The sequence below is a fragment of the Clostridium algidicarnis DSM 15099 genome, assembly GCF_002934235.1.
GTDB lineage: Bacteria > Bacillota > Clostridia > Clostridiales > Clostridiaceae > Clostridium_L > Clostridium_L algidicarnis.
Genome location: NZ_PTIS01000005.1, coordinates 31,427 through 53,171 on the forward strand (window position 1 = coordinate 31,427; position 21,745 = coordinate 53,171).

General features: G+C 31.6%; 16 protein-coding genes. All 16 read left to right on the forward strand.

From position 1 onward, the window contains the following. Window positions 1-352: 352 nt before the first annotated feature. The gene (locus tag BD821_RS05165; protein WP_104409605.1) at window positions 353-1,195 is read left to right on the forward strand and encodes a YitT family protein; all 843 of its coding nucleotides are present in this window, start codon (window positions 353-355) and stop codon (window positions 1,193-1,195) included. A 309-nt stretch (window positions 1,196-1,504) separates the two neighbouring features. After that, entirely contained in the window at window positions 1,505-2,200 is a 696-nt protein-coding gene (gene ftsE / locus BD821_RS05170; RefSeq protein ID WP_104409606.1) for a cell division ATP-binding protein FtsE, read from the forward strand. Then, window positions 2,181-3,071, forward strand: coding sequence for a permease-like cell division protein FtsX (ftsX, locus tag BD821_RS05175; RefSeq protein WP_104409607.1), 891 nt, complete (start codon window positions 2,181-2,183; stop codon window positions 3,069-3,071). The genes ftsE and ftsX overlap by 20 nt, the downstream gene beginning before the upstream one ends. Window positions 3,072-3,217: 146 nt before the next feature. Continuing rightward, the gene (locus BD821_RS05180) at window positions 3,218-4,474 is read left to right on the forward strand and encodes a S41 family peptidase (RefSeq protein ID WP_104409608.1); all 1,257 of its coding nucleotides are present in this window, start codon (window positions 3,218-3,220) and stop codon (window positions 4,472-4,474) included. An 86-nt stretch (window positions 4,475-4,560) separates the two neighbouring features. After that, window positions 4,561-5,928, forward strand: a complete 1,368-nt coding sequence (locus BD821_RS05185) for a PDZ domain-containing protein (RefSeq protein WP_242971464.1) — start codon at window positions 4,561-4,563, stop codon at window positions 5,926-5,928. A gap of 211 nt (window positions 5,929-6,139) precedes the next feature. Beyond that, a complete protein-coding gene (gene uvrB, locus BD821_RS05190; protein ID WP_104409609.1) occupies window positions 6,140-8,119 on the forward strand; it encodes an excinuclease ABC subunit UvrB in 1,980 nt (659 codons plus the stop codon). Window positions 8,120-8,157: 38 nt separating this feature from the next. Beyond that, the gene (uvrA, locus tag BD821_RS05195; protein ID WP_104409610.1) at window positions 8,158-10,983 is read left to right on the forward strand and encodes an excinuclease ABC subunit UvrA; all 2,826 of its coding nucleotides are present in this window, start codon (window positions 8,158-8,160) and stop codon (window positions 10,981-10,983) included. A 272-nt stretch (window positions 10,984-11,255) separates the two neighbouring features. Continuing rightward, complete coding sequence (locus BD821_RS05200; protein ID WP_104409611.1) at window positions 11,256-11,702, forward strand: FHA domain-containing protein; 447 nt, start codon at window positions 11,256-11,258, stop codon at window positions 11,700-11,702. A gap of 39 nt (window positions 11,703-11,741) precedes the next feature. After that, entirely contained in the window at window positions 11,742-12,941 is a 1,200-nt protein-coding gene (locus BD821_RS05205; protein WP_029452221.1) for an FtsW/RodA/SpoVE family cell cycle protein, read from the forward strand. Window position 12,942: 1 nt separating this feature from the next. Next, window positions 12,943-14,421, forward strand: a complete 1,479-nt coding sequence (locus BD821_RS05210) for a peptidoglycan D,D-transpeptidase FtsI family protein (protein ID WP_104409612.1) — start codon at window positions 12,943-12,945, stop codon at window positions 14,419-14,421. Window positions 14,422-14,464: 43 nt separating this feature from the next. Then, a complete protein-coding gene (gene uvrC, locus BD821_RS05215) occupies window positions 14,465-16,330 on the forward strand; it encodes an excinuclease ABC subunit UvrC (RefSeq protein ID WP_104409613.1) in 1,866 nt (621 codons plus the stop codon). Window positions 16,331-16,347: 17 nt separating this feature from the next. Beyond that, entirely contained in the window at window positions 16,348-17,076 is a 729-nt protein-coding gene (locus tag BD821_RS05220; RefSeq protein WP_104409614.1) for a phosphatase, read from the forward strand. 95 nt (window positions 17,077-17,171) lie between these two features. After that, a complete protein-coding gene (gene murB, locus BD821_RS05225) occupies window positions 17,172-18,086 on the forward strand; it encodes a UDP-N-acetylmuramate dehydrogenase (protein WP_104409615.1) in 915 nt (304 codons plus the stop codon). 133 nt (window positions 18,087-18,219) lie between these two features. Then, entirely contained in the window at window positions 18,220-19,308 is a 1,089-nt protein-coding gene (gene hisC, locus BD821_RS05230) for a histidinol-phosphate transaminase (RefSeq protein WP_104409616.1), read from the forward strand. Window positions 19,309-19,515: 207 nt separating this feature from the next. Continuing rightward, on the forward strand, window positions 19,516-20,400 hold the full coding sequence (gene rapZ / locus BD821_RS05235) for an RNase adapter RapZ (protein WP_104409617.1): 885 nt from the start codon (window positions 19,516-19,518) through the stop codon (window positions 20,398-20,400). Then, window positions 20,397-21,737, forward strand: coding sequence for a gluconeogenesis factor YvcK family protein (locus BD821_RS05240; protein WP_104409618.1), 1,341 nt, complete (start codon window positions 20,397-20,399; stop codon window positions 21,735-21,737). Before rapZ ends, BD821_RS05240 begins: the two co-directional genes overlap by 4 nt. Window positions 21,738-21,745 lie beyond the last annotated feature (8 nt).

The window sequence follows — 21,745 nt, forward strand, 5'->3', positions numbered from 1 at the left end:
CAAAATTAAAATATAATTTTAAAGTTGAAGATATAAAAAGGGGGCCATGTCATGGCCTCCTTTTAAATTAATAAATAAATTTAAATTAGTAAATAAGTAAAAATTCTTCTATGTTTTTGCTTAGAAGAAGTTTTTCTTTCATTATTATTTGCAATATCATATATATAAATTTTACTGTTTAATTATATGTATCTATAGCTTATAATATCTTTGGCTAAGTTATTTTGTTTTCACCTAGCTAGTCCCTCTATTTTTAGAAGTAGGGGGATTAGCTAGGGTGGAGGATTTACTTATAATCCCAATATCTGTTGGGAAGTCACTATAGAAAAGTTATCATGAGGAGGAAATACAAATGAAAAAGACTTTTAAGGAATATGGCTTAATAACAATTGGAGTATTTATGGTGGCTTTTGCAGCCCAGTATATTACAATTCCCAATGAAATCGCTGGCGGAGGTGTCACAGGACTTTCCGTTGTTACTCACCAATATTTTCAGAATATATCTATAGAATTATTTTCCTATATATTTAATTTCTTTTTGTTTATAGTAGGATTCATATTTATAGGTAGAGAATTTGGTATTAAAACTGTTTATGCCGCATTTTCATTATCCACATCACTTTGGTTAATTAAGGTATTATTAAATCCAGGGGCTATTACTAATGATTTAATTTTAGTAGTAATCCTAGGTTCAGCTATAACAGGTACAGGGCTTGCCATAGTATTTAATCAAAGCGCATCTACAGGTGGTACGGACATAATAGCTAAGATACTCAATAAATATATTCATTTAGATCTTGGAAAGGGTATGCTTGCAGCAGATTTATTGGTAACAATTGCTTCAGGATTAACTTTTGGTTGGGAAAAAGGTATGTATGCATTGGTATTTGTTTTCTTAAATGGAACTATAATAGATAAGGTAATACAAGGATTTAATGTAACAAAACAAGTTTTAATAGTAAGTGAGGAAAGAGATACCATATCAAAGTATATAACTGAAGATTTAAATAGGGGCTGTACCACTTTTGATGGTAAGGGTGCTTATAGTAAAAATCATGTTTATATGCTCTATAGTATAATGGGAAGAAAAGAATTTATAAAACTTAAAGGCTATATGAAGGAAATAGATCCAAAGGCATTTATAACAGTTAATGAAGTTTATGAAGTATTAGGTCAAGGCTTTAATGAGATATAATAAGATAAACCTTATTTTTTAGAGAATTAAAAGCCATTAAAAAACAGATGATTTATATGAATTAATATGGTAATATAAAATAATGAGTAGGCATAAAGAGTAGATAACATAATTACTACTCTTTATTTGCATATAAAATCAGAAAAGTAATTTAATGGGGAGGTGCTAGCATAGGAGTTGTTAACAGTAATTTAATAAAAAGTTTTTTTGCTTCAATGAATGGTGTGCTATAATATCTGTAGCCTACAAATTAAAAAGATTTAGTAATTAGAGAAAAAATGTGATAGTTTCACATAGGGGGATTTACATATGATTGAGTTTAAGAATGTAAGTAAAACATATAATAATAATGTTAACGCATTAATGAATGTTGATATTTCTATAGATAAAGGCGAATTTGTATTTTTGGTTGGCCCAAGTGGCGCTGGTAAATCTACTTTTATAAAGATGCTTATAAAAGAGATTGAACCTACAAAGGGTGAGATAGTAATAAGTGGAATAAATTTATCTAAAATAAAGAGAAAAGATGTACCTAATTATAGAAGAAAGATAGGTATGGTTTTCCAAGACTTTAGATTAATCCAAAATCTTAATGTATATGAAAATGTAGCTTTTGCTATGAGAGTTGTAGAAGCTTCAGAAAAAGAAATAAGAAGAAGAGTACCTACAGTTTTAGCATTAGTAGGATTATCAGATAAATACAAGATGTTTCCAACTGAACTTTCCGGAGGAGAGCAACAAAGAGTATCTCTTGCAAGGGCAATGGTTAATAACCCTGCAATATTAATTGCAGATGAACCTACAGGTAATTTGGATCCAGAAACAGCTATGGAAATAATGCATATATTAGATGACATAAATAGGACTGGAACTACAATTTTAATGGCAACTCATGCTAAAGAAATAGTTAACAACATGAAAAAGAGAGTAATTGCCATAGAAAAAGGCAGCATTGCAAGAGACGAAAAGAGAGGTGGATACGGAAATGAAAATAAACACCGTTAAAGGGTTTTTTACAGATGCGTTTAAGAGTATAAGAAGAAATAGGACAATAAGTTTTGCATCAATTATAACAGTATCTGCTACACTTTTTATATTTGGTATATTTATAATGCTTGCCCTAAATGTAAAAGGATTTGTAGGTGAGGTTGAATCTAAGGTAGAAATAAAAGTATTCTTAAAAGATGGTATAAATATTTCGGATCAAAAGGCCATAGAAGATAAACTTCGAGCTACAGAGGGTGTTAAAGAAGTAAAGTATGAAAGTAAAAGTGATGCTCTTCAAAAATTTAAAGATCAATTAAAAGGTAATGCAAGTTTATTGAGTGGATATGATGCAACAAAAAATCCTATGCCAAGCTCCTTTATTGTGAGACTTACGGCGCCAGAAGCAGCAGACAAAATAAGTGAAGAAGTAGTAGATATGTCTGGTGTGGATGAGGTAGGAAATGATGAGGATTTAATAAAGAAAATAATAACTATATCTAATAGCTTAAAGTGGGTAGGTATAATATTATTTATAATGCTTGTGGGGGTATCCTTATTCTTAATAGGAAACACCATTAAGCTAACAGTTTTCTCGAGAAGAAGAGAAGTTGGTATAATGAAATTTGTAGGTGCTACAGATTGGTTTATAAGGTGGCCATTTATTATAGAAGGAATGATGATGGGTATAATAGGTGCTATAATAGCTGACATTGTACTATATTATGTATATAGATTTGGTTTCATAAAAATAACAGAAGATCTTTTAACAGCACAATTAATTTCTCCGCAGTACGTTTTAAATCCGCTATTTGCTGCATTTGTTTTAGCCGGCATCCTAATAGGGGGTATTGGAAGTACATTATCTTTAAGAAAGTTCTTAGACGTTTAATTTAAAGTTTATGGCTCTGTTTTTAGTTTTAGAAAACAGAGCCATAAAATTATTTATTAATATGATCCTTTTAGCATATACTATATAATAAGTTAGTTTTAATTAATATATGTATGCTTTAGAATTTAAGAAAGGGTGGCTATTTTATGGATTTTCACAATAATGAAACAGGTAGTGGATTTAATAAAAAAAATAAGAGGTCAAGTAAAACTATATGGATTGTTATAGCTTTATTAGTTATAACAAATGTGGGAACCTTCTTTATAGGAAGTGCTTACTCACAATTTGTGCCTAGGTCAGTAAAGTCTAGTCCGGAATTTACAAAGTCTATGGAAAATATAAAGGATGTAGACAAATTCAAAAAGATATTTAGTATAAGGGAAATGTTATATAAACTATATGATGGTCCAATGGAAGATGGAGAAATGCTAGATGGTGCATTAAAAGGCATGACAGCTTCTTTAAAGGATCCTTATACTGTGTTTTTAGATGAAAAGGATTTTGCAGATTTAATGGAAAAAAATGAGGGAGCTTATGTTGGACTTGGCATACAAGTAGGAGTTAAGGATAATAAAATAGTTGTAATTTCAGTCTTCGAGGGATCACCTGCTGAAAAGTCAGGAATAGTTTCTGGAGATATAATCCAAAAGGTAAATGGTGAAGATTTCACTGGGGCTGACATGGAAAAGGCAGTATCCATGATGAAGGGTAAAGAAAAAACAGAAGTACCAATAACTATTTATAGAGAAGGCAAGGGTGCCTTTGATGTAAGTGTTAAAAGAGATACTATAAATATGGTTACGGTAAAGGGCGAAATGCTTGATGATAGTATAGCTTATATCCAAATATCAATGTTTGATGAGCATACAGGAGATGAGTTTAATAAAAAGTTAGGAGAATTAAAAGACAAAGGGGCAAAATCTTTAGTTATGGATTTAAGATCTAATCCTGGTGGACTTTTAAATGAATGTGTAAAGGTAGCTTCTAATTTTATAGATAAAGACAAGGTAATAGTGTCTACAAAGGACAAATATGGCGAAGAAGAAAAATATAATTCTACAGGTGGAAGTTATATAGGAATGCCTTTAGTGTTACTTACAGATGAGGGAACAGCTAGTGCATCTGAAATAGTAGCTGGAGCCATTAGAGACTATGAGGCAGGAACTTTAGTTGGAGAAAAGACCTTTGGTAAAGGTATAGTTCAAAGAGTATTAGACCTTAAGGATGGCACTGGTCTTAAAGTCACAGTATCAAAATATTATACACCAAATGGCGAAAATATTCATAAAATAGGTATCAGTCCAAATGTAGAAGTTAAGATTAGTGATGAAATGAAACAAAAACCTTATGACAGAGGTACGGATCCTCAATTTAATAAGGCATTAGAGATACTAAAAAAATAAGAGTATTCAAAAGTAATAATTACTACAAATAAAATAATGAGTGTTATTTTTTTGGTACCTAAGTTAAAGTAGGAGGAAGTTTTTTGATGGGTATTGCAGGATATACATTAAAGGCTGTAGCCTTTGCTATGGTCAGCCCACAATTTGCAATTACGCTTATAATGCTTGCGTTTATATTTTATGGTAAAAATAAAAGAACCGTACTAATGCAAAAGATGATTCTAGGGGAACAGGTAAACTCTCCCCTAGAACTTACTATGTCGCAGCTGGTTTTAGGAATAATAGGTGGGGTAATGTCCAGCCTTATTTTATCTTATTTAGGAGTAATGTTTGGAGAAAATTCAGGAATACACCTAATGTTCGTATTTTCTTTATTATTATTATTTTTCAGTCCTAGATTTATATGCTTTTCTTATTCCGGGGCTTTGCTTGGTCTTTTAAGTATAATATTAAATTTAATTAAGGACCCACTTTTAACTATGTACCCTACTATAGAAATTATAAATAGACCCTTTTATATAGATATTGCAGCACTTATGACCTTAGTTGGTGTACTTCATATAGTAGAAGGATTGCTAGTTTCAGTAGATGGACATAGAGGGGCTATACCTATATTTACTAATAGAGACGGAAAGATACTTGGAGGATTTGCACTTAAGCGGTATTGGGCTATGCCTATTGCCATATTAATGATTTTAAGTAATGAAACAGGAACTATTGGTCAAAACATTATTACACCTAGTTGGTGGCCAATTATGAGGAATCCTTTAACCTTAAGTATGTTAACTATGGCTGTAGTTTCCATTATGCCTTTTTATGGAGTGCTTGGTTATAACTCCATTACATTTACTAGGTCTAAGGGAGAAAAGTCTGCCATGTCAGGTATAGGAATATTAATATATGGTATTACACTTACTCTTGTAGCTCAATTAGCAAGAATAAGTCTATCCTTACAACTTTTTGTTATATTATTTGCTCCTTTAGCACATGAGATTATGTTAAATACTCAAAAGATTATAGAATCAAAGACTGTACCAAAGTTTATTAGTGATGAAGAAGGACTTATGGTATTAGATGTAGCACATCAGTCCATTGCATATAATGCAGGCATAAGAAGTGGAGACAAGCTTTTAGAAATAAATAATAGTAAAATTGAAAATGAATCATATTTTTATAAAACTTTAAATGAAGGTATTGAAGAAGTTAAATTTAAATTAAAAGATTCTAAAGGGAATATAAAACAGTTAGTATTAAATAAGGGTAAAAGAAACAAAATAGGGTTAGTTATAGTTCCAAGAGCAATTGTATCTGAAGACCAATCAGAAGATAATACAAAGGATGAAGATACAACTAATAAATCAAAGAATGAATATACAGAGAATAAGGATAAAGAATTTAAGGATATACTAGAAGATATAAAGAAACATGAAGATAAAGACGGAAATGGTGATTAGACTTAGTACTTCTATGAACTAGACAGTGGTTATGTTTTATTTTTGATGGGGTTAAATTAAGTTTAATCATCAAGGTTTAAAACATAGCCATTTTTTAATTCATAAAGAAAGGTTTTTAGGGAATTATGGTTATTGACAGGTTATAATATTAAGTATAATATAGAGATATATGCAACGAACAGACGTTCAAAATCAGAATGGAGATGATTAAATGGGAGAGTTTAAAATATCCTCGAAATTTAAACCTACTGGAGATCAGCCTCAAGCAATAAATGAGATAGTTAAGTCTATTGAAGACGGAAATAAATTTCAAACTCTTCTTGGGGTTACAGGTTCAGGAAAGACCTTTACTATGGCTAACATAATAGAAAGGGTTCAAAGACCTACATTGATTTTAGCTCATAATAAAACCTTAGCAGCACAGTTATGCTCAGAATTTAGAGAGTTTTTTCCAACTAGTGCTGTAGAGTATTTTGTGTCTTATTACGATTATTACCAACCAGAAGCCTACATGGCGCAGACAGACACCTTCATAGAAAAAGATGCATCTATAAATGATGAAATAGACAAACTAAGACACTCAGCTACATCAGCTTTATTTGAAAGAAGAGATGTTATAATTGTGGCCTCGGTTTCTTGTATTTATGGACTAGGTAACCCTGATGAATATAAAAAGCTTACTATATCCTTAAGACCAGGTATGGTAAAGGACAGAGACGAAGTAATTAAAAAATTAGTAGAAATTCAATATGAAAGAAATGAAATAGATTTTTCTAGAGGTACATTTAGAGTAAGAGGAGATGTTTTAGATATAGTTCCAGCCTCTTCAGAAAGTAAAGGAATAAGAATAGAATTTTTTGGCGATGAAATAGATAAGATAAAAGAATTTGATATATTAACAGGTCACATAATAGGGGAAAGAAATCATGTATCTATATTCCCAGCTTCTCACTTTGCTACATCTAAAGATAAATTAGATATAGCCATAGAAAAGATAGAAGAAGAATTAGAAAAAAGATTAAAGGAACTTATATCGGAAGATAAATTATTAGAAGCTCAAAGGCTAAGACAAAGAACTAATTTTGATGTGGAAATGATAAAAGAGATGGGATATTGTAGCGGAATCGAAAATTATTCCAGAATATTAGATGGAAGAGCAGCAGGGACTCCACCACAGACCTTAATTGATTATTTTCCAGATGACTTTTTGTTTTTTATAGATGAAAGTCATGTAACGCTGCCACAGGTAAGGGCTATGTACGGCGGAGATAGATCAAGGAAGAATTCCTTAGTGGATTATGGCTTTAGACTACCTTCAGCCTTTGATAATAGACCTCTTCAGTTCCCAGAATTTGAAAATAAATTAAATCAAGTATTATTTGTAAGTGCCACACCAGCTGTTTATGAACTGGAACATTCAAAGGTTATAGCAGAACAGATAATAAGGCCTACAGGGCTTTTAGACCCAGAAATAACTATAAGACCAGTTAAAGGACAAATAGATGACTTATATGAAGAAATTCAAAAGACTATAAAAAAGGGATATAGAGTATTAGTTACAACTCTTACAAAAAGGATGTCAGAGGATCTTACTAAATATTTAAAAGAACTTAATGTAAAGACCACCTACCTTCACTCAGATATAGATACTATAGAACGTATGAGGATAATAAGGGATTTAAGAGTAGGCACCTTTGATGTACTAGTTGGTATTAACCTTTTAAGGGAAGGACTAGACATTCCAGAAGTAGCTTTAGTTGGAATATTAGATGCAGATAAGGAAGGATTTTTAAGATCCGAGACCTCTTTAATTCAAACCATAGGAAGAGCTGCTAGAAATGTAGATAGCAAGGTTATAATGTATGCAGATGTTATAACAAAATCAATTAAAAAGGCATTAGATGAAACTAATAGAAGAAGGACTATTCAAACCGCATATAACGAAGAACATAATATAACTCCAACCTCAATTAAAAAGGATGTTAGAGATATAATAGAGACAACTAAGATAGCAGAAGAAAAGTCGGAATATGACAGCCTAGAAGATGCTATTAATGCAAATAAAGAAAACTTAGAAAAACTTATAGAAGATTATACAAAGGAAATGAGAGAAGCCTCTAAGAATTTACAATTTGAAAGGGCAGCAGAACTTAGAGATATAATATACAAACTTAACAAAAAGAAAAAATAACTAGCTAAGAAAATTTAGAGATAGGATGGTAAGCATGCATGCAAGATAAAATAGTTATAAAAGGTGCAAAGGTTAATAATCTTAAAAATGTAGATTTAGTAATACCTAGAGATAAGCTAGTAGTGTTCACAGGACTTTCAGGCTCTGGAAAGTCTTCACTAGCCTTCGACACTCTTTATGCAGAAGGACAAAGAAGATATGTGGAGTCTTTATCTTCTTATGCAAGGCAATTTCTAGGACAGATGGATAAACCAGATGTGGAATATATAGAGGGACTTTCCCCGGCAATTTCCATAGACCAAAAAACTACCAGCAGAAACCCAAGATCTACAGTAGGTACAGTAACTGAAATATATGATTATTTAAGGCTTTTATATGCTAGAGTTGGTATCCCACACTGTCCTAAATGTGGGAAGGAAATAACTCAGCAATCTATAGATCAAATGGTAGATAAGATTATGGAACTAGAAGAGAGGACTAAAATACAGATATTATCACCTATAATAAGAGGAAGAAAGGGTAGCCATGAAAAGGTATTAGATAATATAAAAAGAAATGGTTTTGTAAGAGCTAAGATAGATGGAAATATGGTAGAACTTACAGAAGAAGAGATAGCACTTGAAAAGAATATAAAACATAGTATAGAAGCAGTAGTGGATAGATTAGTTATTAAAGATGATATAAGAAGTAGACTTTCAGAGTCTATAGAAACTGCATTGAAGCTTTCAGAAGGTCTTGTAATTATAGATGTAATTGGTAAAGAACCTATGCTATTTAGTGAGAAGTTTGCATGTGCTGACTGCTCTATAAGTATAGATGAATTAGCTCCTAGATTATTTTCATTTAACTCACCCTTTGGAAAATGCGATAAATGTGATGGACTTGGAACCTTAATGGAAATAGATGAAAATTTAGTAATACCAGATAGAAGCAAAAGTATAAGGGGCGGGGCTATAGTAACCTGGGGAGAAGGAAGATTAAAGGAAGATTCTTGGACCTTTAGTGTGCTTCAAGCCTTAGTTAAAAAGCTTAAATTTAGCTTAGATACACCTATAGAAGATTTGCCTAAAAATGTAGTGGACATCTTACTTTATGGATTAAAAGATGAAAAGCTTAAGGTACACTATGAAAAAGAGTTCTCAACAGGACAGTTTAATCATAATTATGAGGGTATTATAAACTCATTAAAGAGAAGATATATGGAAACAAATTCTGATTATATAAAGTCTGAAATAGAGCAGTATATGAGTGATAACCCATGTCCTAAATGCAAGGGTGCTAGATTAAAACCAGAGGCTCTTGCTGTTACTGTAGGAGATAAAAGCATATTTGAATTTTGCAAGCTACCTATAAGAGACGAATTGGACTTCATACAAAATGTTGAGTTGTCAGAAAAGAATAAGATCATAAGTGATCAAATAATAAAAGAAATAAATAATAGATTAAAGTTTTTAATAGATGTAGGACTTGACTATCTTAATTTATCTCGAACTTCAGGTACTCTATCTGGAGGAGAGGCTCAAAGAATAAGGCTTGCAACTCAGATAGGATCTAGCCTTATGGGAGTTTTATATATCTTAGATGAACCTAGTATAGGACTTCATCAAAGAGATAATGATAGGCTTATAAAGACTCTGAAGCACCTAAGAGACCTTGGAAATACTTTAGTTGTGGTGGAACATGACGAGGATACTATAAGAGAAGCAGACTTTATAGTAGACATAGGACCTGGTGCTGGTGAGCATGGAGGAGAAGTAGTAGTTGCAGGAACTTTAGACAAGGTTAAAAAGTGCAAAAAATCTATAACAGGTCAATATTTAATAGGGAAGAAAACCATAGAAATTCCAGAGGAAAGAAGAAAAGGTAATGGTAATTTTATAAAGATAAAAGGTGCAAAAGAAAACAACCTTAAAAATGTAAATGTAGACATACCTCTTGGCACTCTTACCTTAGTAACAGGGGTTTCAGGTTCAGGTAAAAGTACTTTAATAAATGAAATACTTTATAAAGGCTTAAATAAGATAATAAATAAGGCCAAAGTTTATCCAGGAAGCCACAAAGAAATTTTAGGTTATGAAAATATAGATAAGATAATAGATATAAACCAAGGCCCTATAGGTAGAACTCCAAGATCTAACCCAGCTACTTATACAGGAGTCTTTGATATAATAAGAGATGTATTTTCTAAGACACCTGAATCAAAAATGAGAGGCTATAAGCCAGGACGTTTTAGTTTTAATGTAAAGGGCGGAAGATGCGAGGCTTGCAGTGGAGATGGAATCATAAAAATAGAGATGCAATTTTTATCTGATGTATATGTACCTTGTGATGTATGCAAGGGTAAAAGATATAATAGAGAGACCTTAGAGGTTAAATATAAGGGTAAAAATATTCATAACATACTAGAAATGACAGTAGAAGAATCTCTAAGCTTTTTTGAAAATATACCAAGAATAAAAAATAAGATGCAGACTTTGTATGATGTAGGACTAGGATATATAAGACTAGGTCAACCTTCTACCCAGCTTTCAGGAGGAGAGGCCCAAAGAATAAAACTGGCCTCAGAATTATCAAAAAGAAGTACAGGAAAGACACTATTTATTCTAGATGAACCAACAACAGGACTTCATATAGATGATGTAAGTAGGCTCATATTAATACTACAAAGGCTAGTAGATGCTGGAAACACTGTGGTAGTAATAGAACATAACTTAGATGTCATAAAGAGTGCAGATTATATAATTGACATTGGACCTGAGGGTGGAGAAAAAGGTGGACGAATACTTGTAAGTGGAACTCCAGAAGAAATATCAAAAAATAAGGAATCCTATACAGGAGATTATCTAAAAAGATTACTTCCATAATATAGACATTCAATGTCTTTTAGTTTATTACAACGAAGAAAATTGATTTTATTTATTGAAAATTATTAAAAGGCGATGTTGTCGCCTTTTTTTAAAAGAGATGTATTAATAAAGTAAGATTTATTAACGTAAAATTCATATAATAATGATATAATAATTAAAGTCTATGGTCATAAATGGCTACAAATACGTATAATTGTATAGAGGTATTATAAAAATCAAATGGAATAATATTTAGAGTCATAATATTAATTAAGATAAGAGGTGAAAGTATGAGGTTTAATAGACTTTTCGGTCTTCTATTTACTGTTATATTTATTATAATTTTATATGTAATAATCATTTTAGCCTTAAGAATAATGTATAAGGACGTAAAAAATGGTGGAAAGAGTAGTGGAAAGAAAAAGCAGTTAGGTAAGTCATTAGGGCTTGTGGTAGAAGAGCAAGGAGATAACCTTGCGCTAAAAAAAGGAAGCGTAATACCCATAAGAGGATCTATTACCTTAGGTAGAACAGAAGAAAATAACGTGGTTTTATCTGATAAATATGTATCTAGTACACATGCTAAAATTTACTCTAAGAACGATAAATACTTTTTAGAGGATTTAAAAAGCACTAATGGTACAATACTTAATGGAGTAAAAATAAATGGTATGGTTGAAATATTCGTAGGTGACCAGATTCAAATAGGAAGTTTAACTTTTAAAGTTATAGGATGATAAAAGAATTACAAGTTATATATAAAAGAAGGTGAATATGTGGATAGTATTAAAGATGAAAGAAAGCTATTATTGCTTACTTATTTATTGTGTATGGCAATGTTTCTTAACCTAGGATTTTTAAAAGATCCTTTTGATACAGGCGCTTTAATTATGGGTGGAGTTTTATGCATTCTTATTGGCTATGCTTATTTTATAATAAGAAGGTTCTTCAATGAGGGAGATAAGTTCATGCTTATTTTTGCCTGTCTCTTATCTGTTATTGGTATTGCTATGTTATACAGATTAAAAAGCGTTGATGCAATTAAGCAGACGGTTTGGTTTGCTATTTCAATAACTACCTATATATTGGTAGTGGTTTTATTGCCTGATCTTAAAACTTTTTCAAAGTATAAAAAGATATATATGGTAGGTACATTGATATTTATGTCTATGGCTACATTTATAGGTACAGAAGTATATGGGGCTAAAAACTGGGTATTCATAGGCCCCATTAGCTTTCAACCTTCAGAAGCTGGAAAGCTGTTTTTAGCAGCCTATTTAGCCTCTAGCTTAAAGGATTATAAAACCTTTAAAGACTTAATAGAGCCAGCTATAGTTGTAATTGTATCTTTAGCTTTTATGGTATATCAAAAGGATTTAGGCTCTGTTTTAATTTTCTTTGGTATATCAATAACCATGCTTTACATGGCTACGTCAAAAGTAAAATATATTGTAACTGCATTTGGATTATCTATTATAGGGTCTTTAGCTAGTTATAAGATGTTTCCCCATGTAAGAAAGAGAATTATGATATGGCAGGACCCGTGGAAGTACGCAAGTGATGAGAGCTTTCAAATAATTCAAGGCTTGTTTGCTATATCCTCAGGGGGATTATTTGGTTCAGGATTTGGTCTTGGGCTTCCAGGACTTGTACCTGTACGTACCACTGACTTTATATTTGCTGTAATATGTGAAGAGCTAGGAGTTATAATGGGATTTGGTATTATAATATTGTACTTTTTACTCTTTTATAGGTGCATGAGAACTGCAATATATGTAGATGATAAATTTTCACAGCTTATTACAGTGGGCTATAGTGCTATGATAGCAAGTCAAGCCTTAGTAATAATAGGTGGAGTTATGAATGTAATACCATTAACAGGAATAACCCTTCCCTTTGTAAGTTACGGGGGTAGCTCTATACTAACCATGTTCTTTGCTTTAGCTATAATACAAAAGGTGTCAGAGGAGGGGTAATATGAAAAATCATAGCAAGGATGAAATTTTTAAAAATATCAGAAATATATTAGTGATTTTCTTATTATGTTTCTTGGCACTCATAACCTACATAGCATATTTTACAGCTATTAAGGCACCAGATATAGCAAGTATGCCAGAAAACAAAAGGATGCAAGCTAAAAGAAATGAAGTTTTACGTGGAACTATCTACGATAGAAATATGCAAAACCTAACTAAAAGTGAAAAAAAAGATGCCACTACACAAATAAGAGAATATACTGGAGGAGCCATGTTTGTTCATGCCTTAGGATATTCAGATATAACCTATGGACTTACAGGCCTTGAAAAAGAATACGATGAAGAGCTTATGAGTGATAGTAGACTTTCTGTAGATTATGAAGCACTAAAAAATTATTTTAAAAATAGAGAGTTTATGAAGATATTTGGTAAGGGAAAAGAAAAGGTAGGAAATGGTGTAGTTACTACCTTGGATTATAATATTCAAAAGGCAGCCTATGATGTACTAGGCAATGAAAAAGGATCTATAGTAGTATTAAATGTTAAAACAGGAGAGGTCTTAGCTATGGTATCTAAACCAGCCTATGATCCTAATGACCTAAGTGGCGTATGGGATTCCATAGCGAAGGATGAAGAAAATACACCAATGTTAAATAGAGCTGTAGCAGGCCTTTACGCACCAGGATCTACATTTAAAGTAGTAACTACAGCTAGTGCATTAGAAAACCTTCAAGGGGTTACACAAAGAGTATTTAAAGACGAAGGTAAGCTTGTATTCAATAGCAAGGATTCTTTAAGCAACTTAAATAATGTGGCCTTTGGAGACTTAAAGTTAGATGCTGCATTTAGACATTCAAGTAATGTGGTTTTTGGAACTTTAGCTTTAGATTTAGGTAATGCTAAGTTAAAGGATACTGCTGAAAAGTTTTATTTTAACAAAAATATACCTGCAGATGGGTTTATAATAAATAAGGGAAGATTTCCAGAACTCAAAAAAGATGAAAAAGGAAACATAGCCCAAACAGGTATAGGACAGAGTAGTATTTTAGCAAGTCCTATGCAAATGGCTTTAATTGCAAGCACTATTGGTAATAATGGTACTATGATGAAGCCACATTTAGTTAAGAGTATAGTAACTCCAGAAGGTACTAAGATAAAAGATATAGAAAGCCAGCCTCTTGATAATACTGTATCCAAAGAAAATGCACAGATCATAAAAGATTATATGAGGTCTGTGATAACTGGTGGAACAGGTGGTCCTGGAGCCTTTGATGGAACTAATGCTGCAGGTAAAACAGGTACAGCAGACTATAAAGATAAAAATGGAAATGATGCAGCACCACACTCTTGGTTTATTGGCTTTGCACCTTACGAAGACCCAGAGGTTGCTATTGCTGTAATAGTAGAGGGTGGAGGAGCTGGAGGCGGCAAGGCAGCTAAGGCTGCTGGAAAAGTTTTAAAGACAGCTCTTTCTAAGTAATATTAAAAGTTAAGGCTGTGCTTTATATTAGAGGTGATTAATAATGTTTGATTTTGAATATCAGCTTAAGATATTACCAGATAAACCTGGAGTTTATATAATGAAAAATTCCTTAGGTGAGGTATTATATGTAGGTAAGGCAAAGATACTTAAAAATAGAGTAAGGCAGTATTTCCAAAGTTCAAAGAACCATTCTGAAAAAGTTAAAGCTATGGTAAGTCACGTAGCTGAATTTGAATATATAGTGACAGATTCAGAAATGGAAGCTTTAATATTAGAATGTAACCTTATTAAAAAATATAAGCCTAAATATAATATATTATTAAAGGATGATAAACACTATCCTTTTATAAAAATAACTACTAATGAGGAATTCCCAAGGGTTTTTGTAACAAGGAGCATGGCAAAGGATGGCAATAAGTATTTTGGACCATACACAGATGTATCAGCTGTATATGAAACCATAGAACTTATACAAAAGATCTTTCCTATTAGAAATTGTAAGCTTACAATAAAGGAAGATGGAATTAAGTATAGACCTTGTTTAAACTACCAAATAAAGCTTTGCACAGGGCCTTGTGCAGGTTATATCAGTAAAGAAGATTATAAAAAGCTTATAGATGACATAATTGATTTATTAAATGGCAAGAATAGTAAGATAGTGCAACAACTAAAAAGCGAAATGGATATAGCAGCAGAGGAACTGAAATTTGAAAAGGCAGCATCAGCTAGAGATAAGATGCTAGCTGTAGAAAAGATTGCAGAAAAACAAAAGATATTCTTAGGTCACTTTGAAAATGAAGATTTTATAAATATGTATGGAGACGAGAAAGACACCTGCATGCAGATATTTTTCTTTAGAGAAGGAAAGTTAATTGGAAGAGAACACTTTATGCTTGAAGATACTGCAGGATTTAAAGATTCAGAGATAGTATCCCAGTTTATAAAAAGCTTTTACGGAGGTACTGCCCATATACCTAAAAGTATTTATGTGCCAGAAATAGAAGATGGAGAACTTTTAGAAGAGTGGCTTTCCATAAAAAGAGGTAGCAAAGTTGAGCTTAAGATTCCTCAAAAGGGAGAAAAAAAGCGACTTTTAGATATGGTAGAAAAAAATGCAAAGCTCACACTAGAGCAATTTAAATCTAAGATGTTAAGAGATAAAGAAATTCATAAGGTGGCACTTACAGAACTTGCAGATTTGTTAAATTTAGATTATATTCCACATAGGATAGAAAGTTATGATATTTCAAATATACAGGGTATGGATTCTGTGGGAAGTATGATAGTATTTGAAGATGGTAGAGCTAAAAATAGCGACTACAGAAGATTTAAGATAAACACTGTAAAAGGTGCCAATGATTATGAAAGCATGAAAGAAATACTAACTAGAAGATTTAATCGTGGACTATCAGAAGTTAAAAGCATACAAGAGAGAAATATTAAATTAAGTGAAGGCAAGTTTCATGTATTTCCTGAAATCATAATGATGGATGGAGGAAAAGGTCAAGTAAATATAGCACTAGATGTGCTAAAAGATTTAAATATAAATATTCCAGTTTGCGGTATGGTGAAAGATGATAACCACAAAACAAGAGGGCTTATATTTAATAATGAAGAGCTAATAATACCAATGAGTTCTAATGTTATGCAACTTATAACAAGGATGCAAGATGAAGTCCATAGATTTGCAATAACTTATCATAGGACTTTAAGAGATAAAAGAATACTTCATTCTATATTAGACGATATACCAAACATAGGAGACAAAAGAAGAAAAGAACTTCTCAAAAAATTTAAAGGCATCGATAATATTAAAAATGCAACCTATGAAGAGCTTATAGAAACTCCATCTATAGACAAAAGGGCTGCAATTAGTATTATAGAGTTCTTTAAAAATCAGAAATAGCAAACAGGAGGAATTTAATGAAATACGTTTTAGATACACATACTCATACAATAAAAAGTGGGCATGCATACAGCACTATTTTAGAAAATGTAAGATGGGCAGCAGATCATGGGATTAAGCTTTTATGTACCACAGATCATGGTCCTAAAATGCCAGGAGGACCTCATGAATTTTACTTTTCAAATCTTAGGGTTTTACCATTTTACATGGAGGGCATAATCCACCTTAAGGGCTGCGAAGCTAATATAATAGATTTTGATGGTACTTTAGATATATCACCTAGGATTCAATCAAGATTAGATATTATGATAGCAAGCCTTCATGACAATTGTATAACTTCAAGAGGTAGGGAAGAAAATACAAAGGCTATATTAAGAGTTATGGATAATCCTAATGTAGATATAATAGGTCACCTAGGTAATCCTTCATTTCCAATAATAGAAGAATTAGTGGTAAAGGCAGCTAAAGAAAAAAATGTTTTAATTGAAATAAATAATAGCTCCTTTAAGTCAAGACCAGGATGCGAAGAAAATTGCATGAAAATAGCTTCACTTTGCAGGGATTATAATGTAAATATTGTAATGGGCAGTGATGCTCATATTTGTTATGATATAGGTAAATTTGACAAATCCGAAGAAATATTAAAAAAAGCAAAGGTGCCAGATGAGCTTATAATGAATTTAGATGAAAAAAGATTAATTAAATATTTAAAATACAAAGGAAAACTTAAAGATTATAACCTATAATAGACTAATAAATATAAATATATTATAATATATTTATTGTTATGAAATTAAATAATAAAAACACTATAACATAAGTAAGTTTGAGGAGAAGTAGAATGAATCATTATAGTTGCTTAATTTCTAAATTAGAAAAGTTATTAGATAAAGAAGACATTTTATTAAATGAATCAATGAAAAACCATACTTATTTCAAAGTAGGGGGAAAAGCAGATATTTTAATTACCCCAAAAACTACAGAAGAACTAATTGCATCAATAAAGATATGTGATGATGAAAAGACTTTATATTATATCATAGGCAACGGATCCAATCTATTAGTTAAAGATGGTGGATTTAGAGGAGTTATAATAAAGCTTAGTAAATTAGACAAGATAACTGTAGATGAAGATAAAATAATTGCTCTTGGAGGAGCAAAGTTAAAAGATATGTCAGGTTGTGCCCTTAAACACAATCTAACAGGCTTTGAATTTGCCTGTGGAATTCCAGGTAGTGTAGGTGGAGCAGTTACAATGAATGCAGGAGCCTACGATGGGGAAATGGTGAATGTTGTAACAGAAGCAGTGGTTATGGATAAAGATTGCAACATTATAACTTTGAAAAATGAGGATTTAGAGCTTGGTTATAGAACTAGTGCAGTTATGAAATATAATTACATTGTTCTAAGTGTAACTATAAAGCTTAAAAAGGCAGATCCTTTGAAGATAAAGGCTAGAATTGATGAACTCACATATAGAAGAGAAGATAAACAGCCCTTAGAATATCCTTCAGCAGGTAGCACATTTAAAAGACCAGAAGGACATTTTGCAGGGAAGCTTATAGAAGATTCTGGACTAAAAGGAACAGTACTTGGAGGGGCAGCGGTATCAGAAAAACACTCAGGATTCATAATAAACAAAAAAAATGCAACTGCAAAAGATATATTAGATCTTATAGAACTCGTCCAAAAAACTGTATCAAAAAACTTTAATGTAGATTTACATCCAGAGGTTAGAATAATAGGAGAAGACTAGAACTAACTACACCTTATTCTTAAAATTTTAGTTTCTAAATTGAGTAGCTTTAAGCTATATTCAATAAGAATATATAAATAAGGGGGGTGAATCTATCTCTTATATGATCTACTTTTATAAGAGGTAGGGGATTATGAGTTATTCTATCAGAAAAGAAGTACTAAACGTTGAAAAGTATGTGGCTGGAAAGCCTATTAGTGAGGTAAAAAGAGAGCTTGGATTGGATAGTGTTATAAAACTTGCATCTAATGAAAATCCATTAGGTTGTTCTCCTAAAGCTAAAGAAGTTATCAAAAACATGATAAATGATTCGGCACTTTATCCTGATTCAGCTAGTTATGAGCTAAAGCTTGCCCTAAGTAAAAAGTTAAATGTTAATAAGGATCAAATATTTTGTGGCGCAGGCTCAGACTCATTAATAAAGGTTTTATGTAATACCCTTTTATCAGAAGATGATGAAAGTATAATGGCAAATGTTACCTTCCCAAGATATGATACTAACACAAGACTTATGGGAGCTAAATCCATAAAGATACCTATGAAAAACAACGGACTAGACATTGAAGCTATGGTAGATGCAATAACAGATAAGACAAAGATAATTTGGTTTTGTAATCCTAACAATCCTACAGGAAATATATTCAAAAAAGAAGAATTTGACAAGGTTTTAAAAAGAATACCAGAAAGAGTTATTATAGTGATGGACGAGGCTTACGTTGAATATGTAGAATCTGATGATTTCCCAGATTCCATAGAACTTTTAAAAGAAAATCCTAACATAATAGTATTAAGAACATTTTCTAAGGCTTATGGACTTGCTTCACTGAGATGTGGATATGGAGTTGCAACAGAAGAATTAGTAGGATATTTAAATAGAGTAATTAATCCTTTTGATGTGAATCTTTTTGCTCAAAATGCTGCTATTGCTGCTCTTTTAGATGAAGAATTCCTAAATAAGGTATGTGAAACTAATCATGAAGAAAAGATCTTTTTATATGATGAATTCGAAAAAATGAAATTAGATTATATAAAAACTCATACTAACTTTATTATGGTGAACTTAAATAGAGATGATAAACCAATATATGATGCACTTCTAAAAAAAGGCATAATAATAAGACCAGGGTTTTTACTAGACATGCCTCAGTGGTTAAGAATAACTATTGGAACTAGAGATCAAAATGAAAAGATGATTAAAGCATTAAAAGAGGTCATGGGATAAAATTAAAATAAAAGTATATATGAGATTAAACTGTTACTTTTAGAGGCATTTAAGCTTTAAAATAGACTTTGTTACTATAAATATTTATTATTGTAGTAGCATAGTCTATTTTTTTTAGATTAACATAATATAGATACTTTAAATTATTATAAATAAGAGCCATATGTGTTATAATAAATTTAATTAGCAGGGTATGGGAGTGATACTATGAGATTTTTAATTGTGACAGGCTTATCAGGAGCAGGAAAAAGTGAAGCAACGAGAAATTTAGAGGATTTAGGCTATTTTTGCGTAGATAATTTACCACCAACTTTGATACCTAAATTTGCAGAGGTTTGTATACAAAGTCAAGGTAAACTTGAAAAAATAGCATTGGTTATCGATATACGAGGAGGTCTGTTTTTTGATGCCCTTTTCGAAAGTTTAGTATATCTTAAGAAAAATGATTTTAAATATGAAATATTATTTCTAGAGGCCACAGATGAGGTTTTAGTAAAAAGATTCAAGGAATCTAGAAGAAGTCATCCTTTAGCAAAGGATGGAAGACTAACTAAGGGCATAGCTCTTGAGCGAGGTAGACTAAAAGAGGTAAAAGAAAAATCAGATAATATTATCGATACTTCAAATTTATCCATAAAAGAGCTTCGTGAAAAGATAAATTCTATTTATGGAGATGGAGGAGATAAATCCAAATATTTAAGTATCACTATACTTTCTTTTGGATTTAAGTATGGGATACCTTTAGATGCTGATTTAGTTTTTGATGTAAGATTTATACCTAATCCCTTTTATATACCTGAACTAAAAAAGTTTTCAGGACTTGATAATCAGGTTAAAGAATATGTATTAAAACATGATGAAACAAAAGGTTTTGTAAGTAGACTTGAAGATATGCTGGAATTTCTAATACCAAACTATATAAAGGAAGGAAAAAAGCAACTCATTGTTGCCATAGGTTGTACAGGTGGAAGACATAGATCTGTAGCTATATCTAGACTTATATATGATAACTTGGTAAGTGAAGGAATAAATGCCAACATAGATCATCGAGATATAAATGAAGATACAAATAAAGGTGGAAAAAGGTTATGAAATTTAGAGATTGGCTAAGACCTGGTATAAAGGTAAAGAGGTGGGTTGTTTTTGCTATATTTGGGATCATCCTTATTATATTTGGCTTGAATGAGCTTTCTAGACATATGCTTTATAACTGGTACTATAAAGGCTTTTATATACTACTTAATGTAACAGGTATTTTTATCTTATATATATCTGTAACAGAAGGTATAAAGTCTATAATGGCACTTATAAATAGCGGATATCTGAAATTTTCTATAGACTCAAAAAAATTAGAAAGTTTGATTTATGAAAAACGATTACTTGTTAAAGGGCCTAAGATAGTTGTAATCGGAGGTGGTACAGGACTCTCTACTATGCTTAGAGGTCTTAAGTATTACACCTCTAATATTACAGCCATAGTAACTGTAGCAGATGATGGTGGAGGCTCAGGAGACCTTAGGGAAGATCTTGGAATTCTGCCACCGGGAGACATAAGGAACTGTATTTTAGCCTTGGCAGATACAGAGCCACTAATGGAAGAACTTTTGCAATATAGGTTTGAAGAAGGAAGACTTAAAGATCAAAGTTTTGGAAATTTATTTTTAGCAGCTATGGATGGTATTTCAGATAACTTTGAAGAAGCTGTTAAAAAGATGAGTTCAGTTTTAGCAGTTACAGGAAAGGTTATGCCAGTAACTCTAGAAAACATGGTTCTTAAGTGCGAACTTAAAAATGGTAACATTGTAAAAGGGGAATCAAATATACCAAAAGAGGCAATAAGTCAAAAAAGTTCTATTAGTAAAATTATGATTGAACCAAAGGATGCTAAGGCCTTAGTAGATTCTGTGGAGGCCATAAAAACTGCAGATGCTATAATACTCGGACCTGGAAGTCTATATACTAGTGTAATTCCAAATTTATTGGTAAAAGATATAGGAGAGGCGATCAAGAAAACTTCTGCTATTAAAATATATGTTTCTAACATAATGACTCAACCTGGTGAAACAGATGACTACACTGTAGTTGATCATGTTAAAGCTATTATTGACCATTCCTATGATGGAGTAATTGATTATGTAATTGCAAATATAGGAGAAATAGGAAAGGAACTTGAAGAAAAGTATTTAGAGGAAAAATCTAAATTAGTAACTAAAGATGAAAAAGAACTTGAAAAGTTAAATATAAAATTAATAGAATCTGATTTTGTAAAGACAACAAAAGGACTTATAAGACACGATTCTGAAAAGTTAGCTTCTGTAATAGTAGAAACTATAATGGATAAAAAGTTATTTTATGATAGAAAGAAGATAATTGAGTACTTCTATCTTTCAGAAAGATTAAAGCAAAAGCAAAATCAAAAGAAAAAGTAGAATTAGGA